The following is an 18438-nucleotide window of genomic DNA, read 5'->3' as shown; positions in this document are numbered from 1 at the left end:
CCTGGTACTTCCGGCGTCCGGGCGGTGGCCCGCTGTACGACATGACCGTGTACGGGCTGCACGTCCTGACCGGAGTTCTTGGCCCCGCCAAGCGCGTCACGGCCTTCTCCGGCGTGCGCATCCGCGAGCGAGAGTTCCGCGGGGAGATGATCCCCTGCGACATGGACGACAACACGCTGATCCTGCTCGACTTCGGGGAGGCGTTCTATGCCTTCGTATACGGCACGGCGGCGGGAGGACTCCCTGGCGCGGGCGGGAGACGGCTCCTCATCTTCGGTACCGAGGGGTTCATCAACGGCGATACGCTCAATGGAAAACCGATCGAGTACCCGGGCCGTGAGCTGGTCGAGCGATATGGCTTCAACGCGACCCTGCCTCACGTGGTTGGGCCACACCGGGCCATGGAGGAAGCGCACGTCTACGAGGACATCATGCAACTGGTGGACTGGATCCGCAAGGACAAGCCGACCATCGTCACCGCCGAGCACGCGCGCCACGTTATCGAGATCATCGACGCGGCCTATCGCTCGGCGGAGACGGGTCAGGCGCAGGATCTACGCACGACCTTCGAGCCGATCGACGTCAGCTAGCCCCGCCCATCCCGCCGTCAGGCTTCCTGAGGATGTATCTGAAAACACACCACGAAGCCACCAAGACACCAAGGAGAGCATCAAGAGGAATATGTCGAGGTCCCTTCTTAAACTTGGTAGGCCCTCCATAATGCACTTCTGCCTTCTCTATAGCTTAGGGTCTTAGTGCCTTGGTGGTTCCTGTCGCACTTTTCAGACACGCTCCGGGGGAAAACCGCGAAAGCCATCTCCAATCCCCGTAGCTTACGTATCTGGAGGAATCTCATGAAGGTGCTGATAACCGGAGGCAGCGGCCGGCTGGCGAAATACGTCGCCAGGGAGCTGGAGGGCGACTACGAGGTCGTGCTCTTCTCCCGAACCCGCCCGCCGGAGGATCGGGCTCACCTGCCCTGGATTCAGGGGGATCTGAACAGCTACGATGATTGCCTGGGCGCCGTGGAGGGTGTGCAGGTCATCCAGCATTTAGGTGCCATGCCCTATCCGACGGACCATCCCCAGATCCGGGCCGAGATGGAGGCGAGCGGCCGGGACCTCCCGCCCTTCGACGCCACGATGCGCACCAACATTCTAGGGACCTACTACCTCATGCAGGCCGCGGTGCAGGCCGGTGTGCAGGTCGTCGTCATGTCCGGCAGCAACTGCGCTTTGGGGCACGGCTACCGCATCAGCGACGAGCCCTTCCCCATTCAGTATCTCCCCATCGACGAGGAGCACCCCACCGCGGTCGAGGACTCCTACTCCTACTCCAAGCTGGCTGGGGAGGAACTGCTGGCATCCTTCACCCGGGCTTACGGCATCCGGACCTACGTCACGCGGCCGTCCGGCATCTGCCCGCCGGAGCGACGCAAGGCGATGGCGGAGAGCGCCCAACCGGCGACGGAGTGGAACCCGTGGCTCTGGGGTTGGGTGGCCAGCGAGGACGTGGCGCGTATGCACCGCATGATCATGGAGGCGGCCGAGACGTTGCCGCCTCATGACGTGTACTTCCTGAACGGGCCGGATACCACGGCCCTGGAGCCGTCAATGGAGCTGATCGAGCGCTTCCGTCCGGATCTACTGCCCAAGGTGCGCAAGTTGGAGGGCCATCAGGCCTTCTTCAGTTGTGAGAAGGCGCGTCAGGCCTTCGGCTGGGAGCCACGATACACGTGGCGGGAATACTTGAGATAGCGCAGGGTGGTGAGATGAAAAAAGCCGTCATACTCGGGAAACGCCGGGCCGCTCTGGTCGATGTACCGGATCCACAGCCCAAGGAGGACTGGGTTCTCGTCAAGGTTCACGCGGCCCCCATGTGCGCGGAGTACAAGAGTTTCGTGGCCGGACGAAAGGTGGAATATCTGGGGCACGAGGCCGCCGGGGAGGTGGTGGCCGTGGCCCAGCCGGGGCGCGTCAACGTCGGCGATCGGGTGGTCGTCATGCCTTTGTCTGGCTGCGGGCAGTGCAGGTTATGCGTCTCCGGCGACTACATCTATTGCGAGCACGCCCCCGACTTCGCGCAGGTCCATGGCAGCCTGGAGGGCAGTGCCACCATGGCCCAATACCTGTTGAAGCCGTCCTGGCTCTTGCCCAAGATCCCGGACGGAATGTCCTACGAGCGCGCCTCCCTGGCCTGCTGCGCCCTGGGCCCTTCCTTCGGCGCGTTCCAGCGCATGGGCCTGAGCGCCTTCGATACTGTCCTGATTACAGGGGCCGGACCGGTTGGGCTGGGTGCCATCGTCAACGCTCGCTTCCGAGGGGCTCGGGTCGTCGTCGTGGAGCCGGAGCCGTGGCGGGCGGAGCGGGCTCGCGCCATGGGCGTGGCCGCCGTGCTCGATCCGGCTGACGCTCATCTGTTGGAGGCGATCCGGGATATGACAGGTGGCAGAGGCGTCGATGCCGCGCTCGATTGCTCCGGTAGTGTGCAGGCCGAACGGCTCTGCATCGATGCCACGCGGCGGCGCGGCCGGGTCGCCTTCATCGGCGAGTGCCACGACGACCTGAGTATTCGGGTCAGCCCGGACATGATCCGCAAGGGGCTTACCGTGATCGGCTCGTGGCACTACAACCTGGCTGACTTCGCCCAGGTCATGAAGGTGATTCAGGAATCCCCGCTGATCGATCTCCTCGTCAGCCACGTCATCCCGATGAGCAGGATCCAGGAGGCGTTCGAGATCTCGGCCTCTCACCAGAGCGCCAAGATCATCCTCAAGCCGTGGGAGTGAGCTACTGGGGGAGATGCCATGACCTACAAATGTGCGTTGCTCGGGTGCGGCCCGCGCGCGATCGGGCACATCGAGGCGTATCAGCACGTCAAGCGAGGGAAGCTGATCGCCATCTGTGACCGGCACGAGGAGAAAGTCGAAAGCCTGGGTTCCCGTTTCGGGATTGCGGCGCGCTATACGGACTTCGCTCAGATGCTCCAAAAGGAGCGGCCGGATGTCGTGCATATCGTGACGCAGCCGACGCATCGTGTGGATGCGCTGACCATCGCCAGTGAGTATGGCGTTCCCGCCGTGATCGTCGAAAAGCCCATCGCCATCCAGGGCGAGGACTACCGCGCCCTTTGTGAACTCCAGGCGGCCACCCGGACCAAGATATGCGTCAATCATCAGCTTCACTTTCACCCGCGGCGGCTGGAGCTGGAACGGTACGTGCGGGAGGGACACATCGGGGAGATCCGCTTTCTGGAGGCCAGCGCGCGCATGAACCTGGCTTATCAGGGCACCCACATCCTTGAGCTCATCAGCGCTTTCAACGGCGGGGCCAGGCCGATCGCCGTGTTCGGACAGGTCGCGGGCGCTGAGGGATTGAAGGGAACGAAGGGTCATTATGCCCCCGACCAGTGCGTCGCCAGCATTGCCTTTGCGAACGGCGTTCGCGCCCAGCTCCTGTGCGGGAAGAATGCACCCGCGGTGAGGGAAGGCCCTGTCCACACGCATAAGCGGATCGCTGTCTATGGCACGCGCGGCCTGGTGCATTGGACGATGAAGGGATGGGAGCGGACCGGCGCCGACGGCACTCTCGAGCAGGGCTTTCACAACTACGCCGATGAAGATATCCTCGGCCAGGCGGGGTTGACCGAAGCCGTCTTCGACTGGTTGGAAGACGAATCCAGGGTCCACCCGACGAATCTGGCGGCCTCGTTGATTCAGTTCAACATCATCCTCGGCATCTACATGAGCGCGCTGCACCATCAGCTGATCTCGTTGCCAGTCGATCCGGAGCCGCATCTCATCGACGCGCTGAAGGCCCGGCTCACAAGATGAGATAGGTAGCCGTCATGGGGCGGGTGGATCGGATCGCCAAGTTTGTGGGCGGCATGGTGGGAAGCGCCCTGGGCGACGCCATCGGGGAGCTGGCCTTCCGATATCGGGATGGGGCACGACTGCGCGCCGTGATCGCCCAGGCGGATATCCTCAGGTATACAGATGATACGGCCATGGCCATTGGCGTGGCGGAGTCCATTATCGAGCGAGGGGGGCTTGACGAGCAGCACCTGGGGGATACCTTCCGGGCGAACTTCCATCGTGAACCATGGCGAGGATATGCCTCCGGGCCGCCCACGGTGTTCGCCCTGGTGGAGCGGTACGGCCTCTCGTACAGTGAGGCAGCGCGGCGTCTCTTCGGCGGCCAGGGGTCCTTTGGCAACGGCGCGGCCATGCGCATCGCGCCGGTGGGCCTCTTCTTCCATGATGTGCCCGATCTCTACGAGATGGCGCGTGCCTCAGCCGTCGTCACCCATGCCCATCCCGTGGGGATAGACGGCGCGGCCGTGTTAGCCTATGCTATCGCGCAGGCTGTCAGGCTTGATCCGGACGAGCCGTTCCATGTGGAGCCATTCATCCAATCACTAGTGGAATTCGCCCGGACAGAGGAGATACGTGAGAAGATGCACCTGGTGGCAGCGTGCATCTCGCAGGAGGTCCCGGCCTCGGAAGCAGCCAGGCACCTTGGGCAGACCGTGGCCGTTCAGGAGTCGATGCCCTTCGCTGTGTACGCGTTCCTGCGCCACCCGAAGTCCTTTGAAGCCTGCCTCTTCTGTGCCGTCCTCCATGGCGGCGATCGGGACACGTTAGGGGCGATGACCTGTGCCATTTCCGGGGCGTACCTCGGAGCGGACGCAATCCCTGCCGACTGGCGGACGAAACTGGAGAATGGTCGTTACATCGAGGAGTTGGCACGTCAGTTAGAGCGGTTGAATCATCAGCGCGGAGCAGCTGCATCCACAGGGAGGAGCCAATCATGAGCGCCTTTGAATTGCGTTTCCGCCAGATTCATCTGGACTTCCACACCAGCGAGCACATCGCGGGGATCGGCGCCGAGTTCGATCCCGAGGAGTTCGCGGCTACCCTGGAGAGGGCGCGGGTGAACTCCATCACCTGCTTCGCCCGGGGGCACCACGGCTGGATCTATTTCGACACGCAGACGTTCCCCGAGCGGCGGCATCCCCATCTGGCATGTGACCTGCTCCGGGAGCAGATCCGGGCCTGCCACGCGCGCGGCATCCGCGTGCCCATCTACACCACCATCCAGTGGGATCATTACACGGCCACGGAGCACCCGGAGTGGCTGGTGATCGATGAGCACGGCTGCCCGCGCGGCACGCCGCCCTACGAGGCCGGGTTCTATCGCCAGATCTGCCTGAACACCCCCTACGTCGAGTTCATCAAGGCCCACGTCCAGGAGATCCTGGAGACGATGCCCGTGGACGGCTTCTTCTTCGACATCGTGCAGCCTCAGGACTGCTCATGCCGGTATTGCCGGGCCGGCATGGAGGCCGAGGGGCTGGATCCCACCGACCCCATCGCCCGCCGCCGATACGGGCTGGAGGTCATCAACCGCTTCAAGCGCGATCTGACCGCGTTCGTGCGACGATTCAACCAGGAATGCACCATCTTCTACAACGCGGGCCACATTGGGCCGCGCCATCGGGCCGTGATGGACGCCTACACCCACTTCGAGCTGGAGTCCCTGCCCAGCGGCGGTTGGGGATATCTGCACTTCCCCATCACCATGCGCTACGCCCGCACCCTCGGGCTCGAGTGCCTGAGCCACACGGGGAAGTTCCACACCTCGTGGGGCGATTTCCATTCCTTCAAGAACCCGGCGGCGCTGCAATACGAGGTCTTCCGCATGCTGGCCCTGGGCGCCAAGTGCCTCATCGGCGATCAGCTCCATCCATCGGGGAAGATCGATCCGCACGTGTACGAGCTGGTGGGCTCGGTCTACCGCGAGGTGGAGAGGAAGGAGCCCTGGTGCAAGGGGGCGAAGCCCGTCGCCGAGATCGGCGTGTTCACGCCCGAGGAGTTCGCCGGCGCCGGCCCGTGGGAGCTCCCGCCGGCCATCATGGGCGCGACACGGATGCTGACCGAGGGCGCTCACCAGTTCGACATCCTGGACTCCGCCAGCGACCTCTCGCGCTACAAGGTCCTTATCCTCCCTGATCACATCCCCGTCGCAGAGGCGTTTGCGGCGAAGTTGGAGGCCTATCTGGCCGACGGCGGCGCGCTCATCGCCTCCTTCGAGTCGGGCATGAATGAGGAGAAGACGGACTTCACCCTCAAGGCGCTGGGCGTGCGCATGAGGGACGAGGGGCCTCGCGATCTCAGCGGCCGGTTGGTGCGTGGCCGGCACTTCCCGCAGAATGATTACGCCGAGTACATCCTGCCGCGGGGCGAGCTCGGCCGGGGACTGCCGGAGACGGAGCATGTCATGTACATGAAGGGGATGGAGGTGGATGCGCTGCCGGGCGCCGAGGTGCTGGCCCCCGTCGTGAAACCGTACTTCTACCGCACCTACAAACATTTCTGCTCCCATCGCCAGACTCCGTCCTCCGGTGAGGTCGATGGGCCGGGCGTCGTGCGCAACGGCCGGGCGATCTACTTTGCCCATCCCATCTTCAGCCAGTACAATCAGAACGCGCCGCGCTGGTGCAAAGTGCTCTTCCTCAACGCGCTCGAGATGCTCCTGTCGGATCCGCTGGTGCGCCACGATGGCCCCACCACGCTGGAGGTGGCCGTCAATGAGCAGGCGGCCGAGGGGCGGTGGATCGTGCACCTGCTGCATTACATCCCCGAGCGGCGCGGGCAGGACTTCGACGTCATCGAGGACGTTATCCCCCTGTACAATATAACGGTATCCGTACGCGTGCCGGAGGAGGTTCGGGCGGTGGTTCGCGTGCCGGAAGACGAGCCGCTGGCGTTCGAGCGGGAGGACGGCCGCGTGACATTCACCCTGCCGAAGCTCGTCGGCCACCAGATGATCGCGCTGGAGATGGCGTAGGGGGGAAAGGGGGGCTTGTGGTGACGAAGTTGCGTTTCCTGGCCTTAGCGGCGGCCATGCTCATCGGCCTGGCGTGCGCGTCCGTACCGGGCCGTTTCAACCTTACACCCGCGGCCACCGCCGCGCCGAAGGGGCCCATAGTCTACCTGCCGCTGATATCGGCTGATATCCACGAGCCCCCACAAGCCGATTATTACGTATCGGTTTCCGGTGACGATGATGAGAACGACGGTCGCTCTCCTGCGACGGCGTTCCGCACTCTGGAGCGGGCGATGGAGGTCGTTCAGCCCGGCCAGACGGTTCTCATCCTGTCGGGCACGTATCACGAGTTCGTCGAGGTGTATGAGCTGGGCGCGGCCGACGCGCCGATCGTCATACGGGGGGATACGAGCGCCGGTGGGAGGCCCGTCTTCGACGGCCAGGAACGCCTTGGTTCGGCCTTCCAGTGCTGGTGGTGTACGAACATCATCATCAGCGACCTGGCGATCCGGAACTATCGATGGGAAGGGGTCGGCATCTTCCTGAGCCGGGATGTCACCCTGCGAGACCTGCGCATCCGTCATACGGGCTTCGGCATCCACGCGGATATGGAGGAGGGCGGATCGGGGATCACGGTAGTGGAGAGCCGGAACGTCCTTGTAGAGGGGAATATCCTGGAGGAGACGGGCATGCGGATCGTGGAGAAGGAGCTCTCCGGCTACGGGATCGACGTCTGGGGATGCCAGGATTGCCTCATCAAGGACAACACGGTACGCAAGGTGATGGGAACCGGCATCCTGGTCGAGGAATCCTGCAATGTGACGGTGGAGTCGAACGTCGTAGAGGAGAGCGAGATGCAGATGCTCGACTGGTGGGATGGGGGGATCTGGCTAGATGGGGGGCGTGAGATCACGGTGCGGGATAACGTCTTCCGTAACAACCACGGCCCCGGGATCCAGGTCAGCGATACCGAGGTCGCGTATCCTCGTGGCTCGCGGGGGTTCGTTTTGGAGAACAACATCAGTCAGGGGAACGAGTTTGGCCTGTACGTGTGGAATTTCGGGGTGTGCCCACCGCCGGAACAAGCGCTGCGGATGAGCGGGAACGTCTTGAAGGAGAACCGCCAGCATGATTTTCTGTGTGTCGAGTGGGCTTGTGGGGTGGGACAGCCGTGTGTGCCCCCATCCGACGAGCCGCCGCCATGTTGAGAGCAGAGCGGCTTTTCGTAGCCGCTTGACGGGGTGGATATGGAAATTGGCCCTCCCACTTGGGTAGCGGGGATCATTGCGGGAGGCAGGGAATGCCGGACTTCCGACGGTATTATGTGCCCAATGCCGTTGTGTTCATTACGACAGTGACCCATCGCCGCATCCCGGTTTTCGACTCTGGGGAGGACATCCAGCTATTTTGGTATACCCTCCGGAGAGTTCGGGAGATCCACCCTTTCCGGCTGCTCGCCTATGTGATTCTGCCAGATCATCTTCATTGGCTGATGCGTGTGAGAGATGGGGACTTTTCCAAAGTGCTGCACAGTGTGAAGCGCAACTATACGATCAATTACAAAAAGGCCCATGGCATCACGAGCGAATTTAAGCTGTGGCAAAGGCGTTTTTGGGATCATGTGATTCGGAACGAGCGTGACTTACATAACCATTTTGATTATATCCATTGGAATCCGGTCAAGCACGGATATGTGCAGCGCCCTGAGGATTGGGATCAGTCGTCCTATAGGTTCTGGCTTGATCGTGGGTACTATGAGGTGGGGTGGGGACATGTCGGGGAGCCGGCTCATTTGATGGGGATGGATTTAGGGTAAGCAACGGCTCCCTTGGAGAGAATGAGTAGACTTGGGTAACCGAATAACATAACAAGGGTAGGGCGGCTTTCTATAGCCGCCCAATGGTAGGCAGGTATGGAAACCTGCCCTACCATTGGGTAATACCGCTTGGGTAACATTGAATAATAAGGGTGGCGGCTTTTCGTAGCCGCCCAATGGATAGCAAGTATGGAATCTGCCCTCCCGCTTGGGTAACCGAATAACAAGGGTAGGGCGGCTTTCTATAGGTAACTGCCCAATGGATAGCAGGTGAGATACCACGTGGAGGATGGCGGGAAGGTGACGAGGATCTGGGATGTGTTGGGATTCGGCGCCGTCGCCGTGGACGACCTGATCTATGTCGACCGTTATCCCCGACCGAACACGAAGGTGACGGTTCGGGATCGGCGGCGCGAGGGCGGTGGGCTGACCGGCACCGCGCTGGTGGCCGCCGCCCGGCTGGGCGCCAGGGCCGCCTACGCGGGCGTCCTGGGGGATGACGAGCTCTCCCGTTTCACCATCGAGGCCTTCGAGCGGGAGGGGGTCGACTGCACTGCGGTGTTGCACCGGCCGGAGGCCCGCCCCATTCACGCCACCATCATCGTCGATGAGTCCACCGCCCACCGAACTATCCTCGCCTGGTTCGGCGGGGTGATGTTTCGTCCCCCCGACATGATTACGGAGTCGTTGATCGCCGCGTGCCGGGTGCTCTTCCTGGATCACTTCAACGTTGAGAGCGGTTTGCGTGCTTTGGAGATCGCCCATCGACACGATATCCCCGTGGTGGCCGATATCGAGTTCGTGCGGGAGCCCGGCGTGCTGGATCTGATCCGTCGCGTGGATCACCTCATCATTGCGGCGGATCTGGGCCGCCGCCTGACGGAAGAGGACGAGCCCTCGTCCATGGTCCGCGCGCTCGCAGGCCCGGAGCGCGCCTGCTGTGCCGTCACCGCGGGGGAGAAGGGTTGCTGGTATGCGGAGTATGGCGGCGAGGTGGTGCATGTCCCTGCCTTCTCGGTCGATGCCGTGGACACCACCGGCTGTGGCGACGTGTTTCACGGCGCGTATGCGGCCTGTCTCGCCCGGGGCGAGGACATCCCCACCGCCATCCGGGTGGCCAGCGCGGCGGCGGCCATCAAGGCCATGCATCCCGGCGGCCGTAGCGGCATCCCCAGCCGGGCTGAGGTGGATCGATTCCTGGAGGAGCGAGGGGCCGGTAAGGCGTAGGACGTGCCTATCCTACCTGGCTGTCCGGAAAAAGGTGCTTGGCTCTCCCCGGTTGCCTTGTGTCCCGGACGGCGGGGTGCTATAATGGGCCCATGAAGATGTCCCTGTCTCGATGGTGGAGGCGGCGCAGCCGCCCCGATCCGTTGTCCCCGGACCTGCGTCGTCAGTTGGAGTCCGTCCCCCAGGCCCGCGTGCGGGTCATCGCGCACGTGGTCGATGACCCGGAGGCACATCGTGCGGATGTGGAGGGGCTGGGTTTGCGCGTCCATCGCGTCTTCAAGCTCACGCCCGGCCTGGCCATAGAGGGTGCGGCGGATGCCGTGCTGAAGCTGGCCGCACAGCCGTGGGTGGTCACTATTGAGGCGGATCGCGCGGTGCATACGATGCCCAAGGAGGATATCGAATGAGCGAGGAACGGCCTAACGGGGGCGAGAAGTTCCGAGGAAGGTTACAGGCGCGTCTGGCCGCGTTAGGGCCGGAGGAGCCGGTTCGCGTGATCGTGCGTTATCGGGATACGCGCCGGGTCCGTGCCCGGCTGGCGGCCGGCGAGCGTGGCATCGTCGCGCTGCGTCACTATGAGATCATCCCTGCCAGCGCTCTCACGGTCACCCGTCAGGTGTTGGAGGAGCTGGCGCAGGACCCCGACGTGGAGGATGTGTGGGAAGATCTCCCGGTGCACACCATGCTGGACGTATCGGTGCCTCATCTTCGCGTTCCCGAGGTATGGGGCCTGGGATATCGAGGGGCGGGGATCAAGGTGGCCGTGGTAGATACCGGGATCGATGAGGCCCATCCCGATTTCGAGGGGCGCATCGTCGCCACTCAGGGGTTCACCGGGGAATCCGTTCAGGATGGGCACGGGCACGGCACCCATGTCGCCAGCATCATCGCCGGCAGTGGCAAGGCCAGCGACGGAAAGTACGTCGGGGTGGCCCCGGAAGCCCAGCTCATGGTGGCCAAGGTCTTGCGGGATGACGGCGGTGGCTACATGAGCGATGTCATGGCCGGCGTGGAGTGGGCGGTTGACCAGGGCGCGCAGGTGATCAATCTCTCACTGGGAAGCGACGGCGCCTGCGATGGCACGGACGCGCTGTCCGTCACCTGCGATGCCGCGGTCGCGCATGGCGTGGTCGTCTGCGTGGCCGCAGGGAACGCCGGCCCCAGGGCGCGCACGGTGGGATCGCCCGGGTGCGCCCGAGATGTGATCACCGTGGGGGCCTCCACGGACGATGATCAGATCGCCCGGTTCTCCTCTCGTGGCCCGACGCTGGATGGCCGCGTCAAGCCGGACGTTGTCTTCCCTGGGCATAACATCGTGGCAGCGCGAGCGCAGGGAACCCAAATGGGCACTCCTGTGGGCGAGTTCTACACCTCAGCCTCCGGCACCAGCATGGCTACCCCCCATTGTTCGGGCGCGGCGGCGTTGATCCTGGAGGCGAATCCAGGCCTGACGCCCGCTCAGGTGAAGCAGCGCCTGATCGCTGCGGCGATCGACCTGGGAGAGGATGAGAACAGCCAGGGGGCCGGACGGGTGGACGTTTACACGGCCGTGCGGGTGGACGTTAGCGAGCCCGAGCCGACGCCGGAGCCCACTCCGGAGCCCGAGCCGACCCCCGAGCCGGAGCCTACGCCCCAACCGGAACCTACACCTCAGCCTCCGGAGGGGTGTCTGCAGGCGGTCCTGCGCGTCTTTCGTCTGTTCTGAGGAGAGGGCCTCTCGCCCCCGGCGCGCGCCGCGTCGGGGGGTGTGGGAGACGGGATAGAGGCGGCACAGCTTCGCGCTGCGCCGCCTCATTGCCCTTTCTCGAAGTCGATCGTAAGAGCGTGTCTGAGAAATGTCATTGCTTCTGCTATGGGGAGGCCCGGAGGGGCGAAGCCCCTCCGGAAAAAGCCCTTCTTCCGCCTTCGACCTGCCCGGTCTCGGCCTGGGTCCTTCGGAAAGAGCCGAAAAAGGCAGGTACAGGCCGGAAAGGTGGGATTCCATGGAGGGGAGATCCCCTTCACCTAAGACAGAGTGGTCGGGATCTGCACGTTCTCGGTCAGGGCGATGATGTACCTGGCGCAGCGGATTGAGAAGATGGATCTTCGGAAGCTTGTCGTCCCCCGATATTTCCCCCGGGGAGAGCCGTATGGTGCCCAAGGTGGTCAGGGGCCGCCTGTCGCGATCATCCCCCACGCGCATCGCCGTTATCGGCGGTGGCCCGGCCGGATGTTTCTTTGCGCTACATGCTCTGAAACTGGCCCGCCAGCGCGGGTTGGACCTGGAGTTGATCCTCTTTGAGCCCAAGGACTTTGGAATCAGGGGACCTCGGGGTTGCAACAAGTGCGCGGGCATCCTCTCGTCGCGCCTGGTCCGTGGCCTGCACGAGTTTGGCTTGCGTCTGCCTTCCGGCGTGGTGTTGGGGGAGATCCACGGCTACGTGTTGCATCTGGCGCAGAGGACCTTTGAGATCGCCCGGCCGGAGCCTCAGCGCCGGATCCTGAGCGTCTACCGGGGGCCCGGGCCGCGTTTGGGCGACTTGGGGCCGGAGGTCAGCTTTGATGCCTGGCTGCTGAGCGAGGTGGAGCGGGCCGGCGGCCGGGTGGTGCGTGAGCGCGTGGAAGAGGTCGATCTGCATGGCCGGCCGTCGCTGCGGACCCGGGAGCGCCACTACACGAGCGATCTGGTGGTCCTGGCCACCGGCGTCAACAGCCGTTTGCCATCGCTCCGGGCCTCCGGGTACGTCCCGCCACCGGTGGAGGTGATGGCTCAGGACGAGCTGTTAGCGCCCGGCTTCCAGGACAAGGGTTGGGTGCACGTGCATTTTGGGCGGCCGGGCAGCCTGGTGTTCGCCGGGTTGGTGTCCAAGGGGCCTTATGTGAACATCAGCCTGTTGGGGCATCATCTGGAGAGGGATGCGGTGGGCGTACTGTTGCAGGAGCCGGATGTGCGCGCCACGTTGCGAGAGGAGCCAATGCGCCTGTGCGGCTGTCGGCCGCGCGTCGCCGTCGGGATCGCGCGCGGTTACTACGCTGATCACTTCGTGGCGGTGGGGGATGCGGCGGTGACCCGCTTGTACAAGGACGGCATCGGCGCGGCGTTTCTGACGGCGGGGCAGGCCGCTCGCACGGCTCTGGAGATGGGCGGGAGCGCGAGGGATTTCGCCCGAGGCTATGCGCCGCTCTGTCGGGCGATCGCTCGCGACAACCAGATCGGCCGGCTGTTGTTCGCCCTGTGGGAGCGCACCCGTCGGAATCCACGGTTGGTGGATGCCTGGCTGGCGATCCTGCGGGCGGAGCGGAGCCTGCCGGTGCAGGATCGCAGCGCACATCTGGCCCTGTGGGGGATGTTCACCGGGGATGACTCGTATGCGGCTATCCTGCGCCGCCTGTTGGGCGTTCGGATGGGGATGCGGTGGATTCGCCACGCGCTGATCGGCGAGCGACGGGCATCCGCCATGGATTATCCGACGGCCGAGGAGCTGGAATCTTGATCGCGTCTACGCTTGGACCGTTGCGTGACGGCGGTCGCGTGGTGATCATCGGGGGTGGGCCCGGTGGGTGCGCGTGCGCCATCGCCCTGGCGCGGCTGGGGCGGGAGATGGGTCGTCGCATCGAGGTGACCCTGTATGAGGGGAAGACCTTCGCTGGCGAGCGCCACCACAATCAGTGCGTCGGCATCCTCTCACCCCCCATCGATCGCATCCTGCAGGAGCATCTGGGGGTGCCCTTCCCCTGGCATCTGGTGCAGCGTCGTATCACGGGATATGTACTGCATGGTGAGCGGCGCACGCTGGTGTTGGACGGCGCTGACGACGATGAGGTCTCGTACGCCTTGCGCCGGGTCCAGTTCGACGCCTACCTGCTGGATCAGACCCGGCAGGCTGGCGTGGAGGTGGTCCCCGGCCGGGTGACCGACCTGGAGATCCACGCCAACGGCGTGGTCGTGTACAGCGAGAGCGATTGTCGGAAGGCGGATGTGGTGGTGGGGGCGTTCGGGCTGGATGCGGGCACGGCTGCGGCGCTGTCCCGTGCGACCCCCTATCGGCCGCCCCGGTTCCTCGACAGCATCGTGATCAAGATTCACCCGCCGCCGGGCTATCTCGCGTCGGCGCAGGCGTCCGGGGCGGGCGGGATGCTGCCCAGCGGGCGGATCCACGCCTTCCTCCCGGCCCAACCGCAGATCGAGTTCGGGGCGATCTCTCCCAAGGCGAATCATCTGACCGTGAACATCGCGGGGGCCGGTGTCACGGCGCCCTGGATGGATCGCTTCCTGGCGATGCCTGCGGTTTCCGCGGCGCTCCCTCCCCTGGAGCAAACCGATCTGGCCGGGCCCGAGGGGATTCAGTACTTCAAGGGGCGGTTCCCTATCTCCCTCGCCCGGGGGTTTTACGGAGACCGGTATGTGATCATCGGGGATGCGGCCGGCCTGGTACGGGCCTTTAAGGGCAAAGGGATCAACTCGGCCTGCCTGACAGGGGTATGGGCCGCCCATAGCATCCTGCGGGATGGCATCTCGGCCGCCGCCTTTCAACACGGCTATGAGGCCGCGTGTCGTGAGATCATGGCGGATATCCCGTATGGGCAGATCGTGCGCCGGCTGGTGATCCTCGGCAGTCGGCTGCGTTTGATGGACGTGCTGTTGGCCATAGCTGAACGGGAGCCGACCCTGCGCCGCGCCCTCTTCGACGCCGTTTCGGGGCATCGGCCCTATCGCGCCATCCTGCGCGATATGATGCGACCGACGTTGCTCCTCCGCATGACGACCGGCCTGTTTCGTTCCGCCGCCTCGCGGCGTCCGGCGACGTGACCGTTTCGGGGATAAGGGTGACGATCCGAGTTCTGTGGGAGGGGATATCAAGCCGGATCGCGGGGATCGCGTTCCTGTGCGTCTGGATCCTGGCGGGGGTGGCGGTGGCGTTGAGCGGGTGCGGCGTGTCAGATGCGCCTGAGTCACCCTCGCTGACGGTGGCCGCCGCGGCGAGTCTGTATTCGGCGTTCACCGAGATCGGGCGGGAGTTTCAAGAGGAGACGGGGATCGTCGTGACGATCGCTTTCGGGGCCAGCGGGCAGCTGACCCAGCAGATCGAAAACGGCGCCCCGTTCGATGTCTTCGCCTCCGCGAACGAGGCTTATCTGGATCGATTGGATGCTCGTGGCCTGATCCTTCCGGGCAGCCGGATGGTTTATGCGCATGGGCGGCTTGCGTTGGTGGTGCATCGGGGGAGTGATCCCGGGATCGAGCGCCTGGAGGATCTGGCGAACCCGGCGCTGGGGCCGATCGCCATCGCGAACCCGGATCATGCACCCTATGGGGCGGCCGCGCGGCAGGCCCTGGAGCGGGTAGGGTTGTGGGAGGGAGTATCGTCGCGGATCGTCATGGGTGAGAACGTGCGGCAGGCGTTGCAGTTTGTGCAGACGGGGGATGCGCCGGTCGGGATCGTCGCCCGGTCCATTGCGGATGTGCCAGAGGTACGCTACGTCGTGATCCCGGACGACCTGTATGATCCCCTGTCCCAGTCACTGGCGATCTTGAAGGCCAGCGCGCATCCCGACGAGGCTCGTCGCTTCGTCGAGTTCGTGGGCGGGCCTGCGGGCCAGGCCATCTTGCAGCGGCATGGCTTCGATCCCCCGGAGGGGCGTTGATGGTCTGGCAGCCGCTGTGGTTATCCTTGCGGGTGGCTTCGACGGCCACCCTGATCGCGCTGGTGATCGGCGTCGCTCTGGCACGATTGCTGGCCAGGCGGCGTCATCCGCTGTTGCAGGCGTTGGATGCGCTCACCGCCCTGCCGATGGTGATGCCCCCCACCGTGTTTATTACCTGCTGGTGTTGTTGGGACAGCGAAGTCCCCTGGGGCGTTGGCTGAGCGCCCTCGGCATCCCCTTGGTCTTCACCTGGCGGGGTGCTGTGGTCGCGGCGACCATCGTGGCGTTACCCCTGCTGGTGCAGTCGGCCCGGGCGGCGATGGAGGGCGTCGCCCCGGAGATCGAGGATGTGGCCCGGACGCTGGGGCGATCGGAGCTGGCCATTTTCTTTACCGTGACGCTGCCTCTGGCCTGGCGAGGGATCCTGGCCGGGACCGTGTTGGCCTTTGCCCGTGCCCTGGGGGAGTTCGGTGCCACGCTCATGGTGGCGGGGAACATCCCGGGGCGCACGCAGACGATGCCCATCGCGATCTATGACGCGGTGCAGGCGGGCGATCAGGCGCGCGCCAACTGGCTGGTCGCCCTGCTGACGGCCGTCGCGCTGGCGTTGCTGGTTTCGTTGCGTCTATTGCTTCAGCGAGGCCGGGCGTAGGAGATCGGGAAGTTGTTGGATGTGCATGTGCGTCATGCGCTGCCCCTGTTGAGCCTGGATATCCGTTTCCAGGCGGGCACGGAGTTGATCGCGCTGTTCGGCCCGTCCGGGTCGGGAAAGAGCATCACGCTGCGGACCATCGCCGGGCTGTTTCGGCCGGATGCTGGCCGCGTCGTCATCGGCGGGCGGACGCTCTTCGACAGTCGGGCCGGGATCGATCTGCCACCTCAGAGGCGACGGGTGGGCTATGTGCCTCAGCATTATGGCCTGTTTCCCCACCTGAGCGTGGCCGAGAACATCGCGTATGGGTTACACCGGCTGGAGCGGTCGGAGCGGGCCGCCCGGGTGGAGGAGATGGTCCGGTTGATGCGGCTGCAGGGGCTGGAGCATCGCCGCCCGGACGAGCTCTCCGGGGGTGAGCAGCAGCGGGTGGCCCTGGCCCGGGCGCTGGTCACGTCGCCGGACATCCTGCTCCTGGACGAGCCCCTGGGCGCGCTGGACGCCCCGCTGCGCGAGCATCTGCGCCAGGAGCTGCGTCGAGTCCAGGCCCGGTACAACATACCGATGCTGCTGGTGACCCACGATCTGGCCGAGGCGTACACCCTGGCCCAGCGTATCGTCGTGGTGGCGGCGGGGCGGGTGATCCAGAACGGCGCACGGGATGAGGTGTTCCGGCATCCGGCCACGCCGGAGGTCGCCGTGGCGATGGGGATGCGGAACGTGTTCCGAGGGCGGGTGATGGAGCGGCTGGCGGACGGGTTGCGCGTGCGGTGGGCGGGTGGTGAGCTGATCACGCCGGACGCCCCCTATGCCCCCGGCCAGGAGCTGTTGTTCGGCATCCGGCCGGAGGAGATCATGTTCGTGCGGGAGGATCGCCCCCTGCGCCCCAGCGTGGCGCGCAACCTCGTGGAGGCCGTCATCGTGGCCGACGAGCCTCAGGGGTTCGACCACATGCTGCGGGCGCGCGTGCTCACGCCCGGTGCGGGCGATGGGCCATGCCTCTATGTTCGCCTGGCTCATCCCGTGTTCCTGCGCCTGGAGCTCGGCGAGGGACAGCGACGCCGCCTGTCCCTGAAGATGGAGGCGATCCACGTGTTCACGCACACCCACGCGCAGACAGGGGCTTTGCCCTCCGCCTCATCGCCCTCCCCGGCTTTGGAGCTGACCACCTCGGACGCTACGCCCTCGGCCTGCCCGTAGCGGGATTACTTCCAGTCCGGGCGCGCCTCCTTGCGGCCGCGCAGGTGTTTCTCCGCGGCGATGGCAGCCTTCACACCGTCGGCGGCGGCGATCACCGCCTGCTTGATGTGGGAGCATAGGAGATCGCCTGCCGCGAACACGCCCGGAACGCTGGTCTGCATCTCCTCATCCACGACCAGGCATCCCTCGGGGGTGGTCTCGAGTTGGCCCAGCAGGTAGTCCGTGATGGGCCTGGCGCCCTGGAGGTAGATGAACGCCCCTTTGACCGGCAGCGTCCGTTCCTCGCCATCGCGCGGGTGGATGCGTATCCCCTCGACCTTTCCGTTTCCCACGATCTCCTTCAGCCGCGTGCTCAGCTGCATCTCGATCTTCGGGTGTGACGTGGCCTGGGCGATCAGCGGCTCCCGCGCCCTCAACTGGGGCGTGGGCACGATCAGATGGACCCGGCTGGCGAACTTCGTGAGGAAGAGCGCCTCCTCCAGCGCTTCGTCGTTGTTGCCGACGACGGCCACCGGCTGATCGCGGAAGAACGCCCCGTCACATGTGGCGCAGTAGCTCACGCCGCGGCCCAGGAACGTCTCCTCGCCGGGGACCGTGCTGGCGCGCCCCATGGAGCCGGTGGCCAGGATCACCGCCCGGGCGTGGAAGGTGCCCTGCCCGGCCATGATTTCCTTGGGATCCGATCGCAGGTTCACGCCGATCACCTTGTCGGTGATGAATTCGGCGCCAAAGGATTCCGCCTGTCGGCGCATGATCTCCACCAGCTCGGCGCCGCTGATGGGGCCCGGCACGCCCGGGTAATTGCTGATCTTGGTCGTGATGCCCAGGGCTCCTGCCGTGAGCCCTTTGTCGATGACCAGGGTGCGCAAATCGGCGCGAGCCGTGTAGATGGCGGCCGAGGCGCCGGCCGGCCCACCGCCGATGATGATCACGTCGTAGATCTCCTCCGCCCCGTCCGAGCCGAGGGGCGACAGCTCCAGGTTCAGGTTGAGACTCATCGTGTATGCTCCTCCATACTTCACCGGATCGCTTCCGGAAGTGCTTTCTTTCCTTCAGATTCGTGGGCCACGGACCCCAGGGCCTGTGGCCCG

General features: G+C 65.0%; 16 protein-coding genes and 1 pseudogene. 16 read left to right on the top strand and 1 reads right to left on the bottom strand.

Annotation, left to right across the window (positions count from 1 at the left end; all coding sequences use genetic code 11):
- Window positions 1-41: 41 nt before the first annotated feature.
- The 16 genes and pseudogenes from GXP39_13090 (at window position 42) to GXP39_13015 (ending at window position 17347) form a co-directional block, all read left to right on the top strand.
- Entirely contained in the window at window positions 42-590 is a 549-nt protein-coding gene (locus tag GXP39_13090) for a hypothetical protein (protein ID NOZ28970.1), read from the top strand.
- Between the two features lie 264 nt (window positions 591-854).
- Window positions 855-1757, top strand: a complete 903-nt coding sequence (locus GXP39_13085) for an NAD(P)-dependent oxidoreductase (GenBank protein ID NOZ28969.1) — start codon at window positions 855-857, stop codon at window positions 1755-1757.
- A 14-nt stretch (window positions 1758-1771) separates the two neighbouring features.
- Window positions 1772-2788, top strand: coding sequence for a zinc-binding dehydrogenase (locus GXP39_13080; GenBank protein ID NOZ28968.1), 1017 nt, complete (start codon window positions 1772-1774; stop codon window positions 2786-2788).
- An 18-nt stretch (window positions 2789-2806) separates the two neighbouring features.
- Complete coding sequence (locus GXP39_13075; GenBank protein ID NOZ28967.1) at window positions 2807-3832, top strand: Gfo/Idh/MocA family oxidoreductase; 1026 nt, start codon at window positions 2807-2809, stop codon at window positions 3830-3832.
- Window positions 3833-3846: 14 nt separating this feature from the next.
- Complete coding sequence (locus tag GXP39_13070) at window positions 3847-4812, top strand: hypothetical protein (protein NOZ28966.1); 966 nt, start codon at window positions 3847-3849, stop codon at window positions 4810-4812.
- The gene (locus GXP39_13065; GenBank protein NOZ28965.1) at window positions 4809-6848 is read left to right on the top strand and encodes a beta-galactosidase; all 2040 of its coding nucleotides are present in this window, start codon (window positions 4809-4811) and stop codon (window positions 6846-6848) included. Before GXP39_13070 ends, GXP39_13065 begins: the two co-directional genes overlap by 4 nt.
- Before the next feature lie 20 nt (window positions 6849-6868).
- Window positions 6869-8035 carry a DUF1565 domain-containing protein gene (locus tag GXP39_13060; protein NOZ28964.1) on the top strand — a complete coding sequence of 389 codons (1167 nt, stop codon included), beginning with the start codon at window positions 6869-6871 and terminating at the stop codon, window positions 8033-8035.
- Between the two features lie 92 nt (window positions 8036-8127).
- Window positions 8128-8643 (top strand): transposase, encoded by a 516-nt coding sequence (locus GXP39_13055; protein ID NOZ28963.1) that lies wholly within the window; start codon window positions 8128-8130, stop codon window positions 8641-8643.
- Window positions 8644-8943: 300 nt separating this feature from the next.
- A complete protein-coding gene (locus tag GXP39_13050; protein NOZ28962.1) occupies window positions 8944-9870 on the top strand; it encodes a hypothetical protein in 927 nt (308 codons plus the stop codon).
- Between the two features lie 98 nt (window positions 9871-9968).
- Window positions 9969-10277, top strand: a complete 309-nt coding sequence (locus GXP39_13045) for a hypothetical protein (GenBank protein NOZ28961.1) — start codon at window positions 9969-9971, stop codon at window positions 10275-10277.
- Window positions 10274-11575 carry a S8 family peptidase gene (locus GXP39_13040; protein NOZ28960.1) on the top strand — a complete coding sequence of 434 codons (1302 nt, stop codon included), beginning with the start codon at window positions 10274-10276 and terminating at the stop codon, window positions 11573-11575. The genes GXP39_13045 and GXP39_13040 overlap by 4 nt, the downstream gene beginning before the upstream one ends.
- Window positions 11576-11999: 424 nt before the next feature.
- Entirely contained in the window at window positions 12000-13343 is a 1344-nt protein-coding gene (locus GXP39_13035; GenBank protein NOZ28959.1) for a hypothetical protein, read from the top strand.
- Complete coding sequence (locus tag GXP39_13030; protein NOZ28958.1) at window positions 13340-14659, top strand: FAD-dependent oxidoreductase; 1320 nt, start codon at window positions 13340-13342, stop codon at window positions 14657-14659. The genes GXP39_13035 and GXP39_13030 overlap by 4 nt, the downstream gene beginning before the upstream one ends.
- Before the next feature lie 17 nt (window positions 14660-14676).
- Window positions 14677-15495, top strand: a complete 819-nt coding sequence (gene modA, locus GXP39_13025; GenBank protein NOZ28957.1) for a molybdate ABC transporter substrate-binding protein — start codon at window positions 14677-14679, stop codon at window positions 15493-15495.
- A pseudogene (modB, locus tag GXP39_13020) lies at window positions 15495-16147 on the top strand (molybdate ABC transporter permease subunit). The gene modA and the pseudogene modB overlap by 1 nt, the downstream one beginning before the upstream one ends.
- Before the next feature lie 12 nt (window positions 16148-16159).
- Window positions 16160-17347 carry an ABC transporter ATP-binding protein gene (locus GXP39_13015; GenBank protein NOZ28956.1) on the top strand — a complete coding sequence of 396 codons (1188 nt, stop codon included), beginning with the start codon at window positions 16160-16162 and terminating at the stop codon, window positions 17345-17347.
- 5 nt (window positions 17348-17352) lie between these two features.
- Here GXP39_13015 and GXP39_13010 read toward each other — a convergent pair whose 3' ends face one another.
- Window positions 17353-18288, bottom strand: a complete 936-nt coding sequence (locus tag GXP39_13010) for an FAD-dependent oxidoreductase (GenBank protein NOZ28955.1) — start codon at window positions 18286-18288, stop codon at window positions 17353-17355.
- Between the last annotated feature and the right edge of the window lie 150 nt (window positions 18289-18438).

The sequence above is a fragment of the Chloroflexota bacterium genome, from assembly GCA_013152435.1.
In the GTDB taxonomy this organism is placed as follows: domain Bacteria; phylum Chloroflexota; class Anaerolineae; order DUEN01; family DUEN01; genus DUEN01.
Note: the sequence above shows the minus strand (reverse complement) of the source record. Positions and strands in the feature narration are given on the sequence as shown.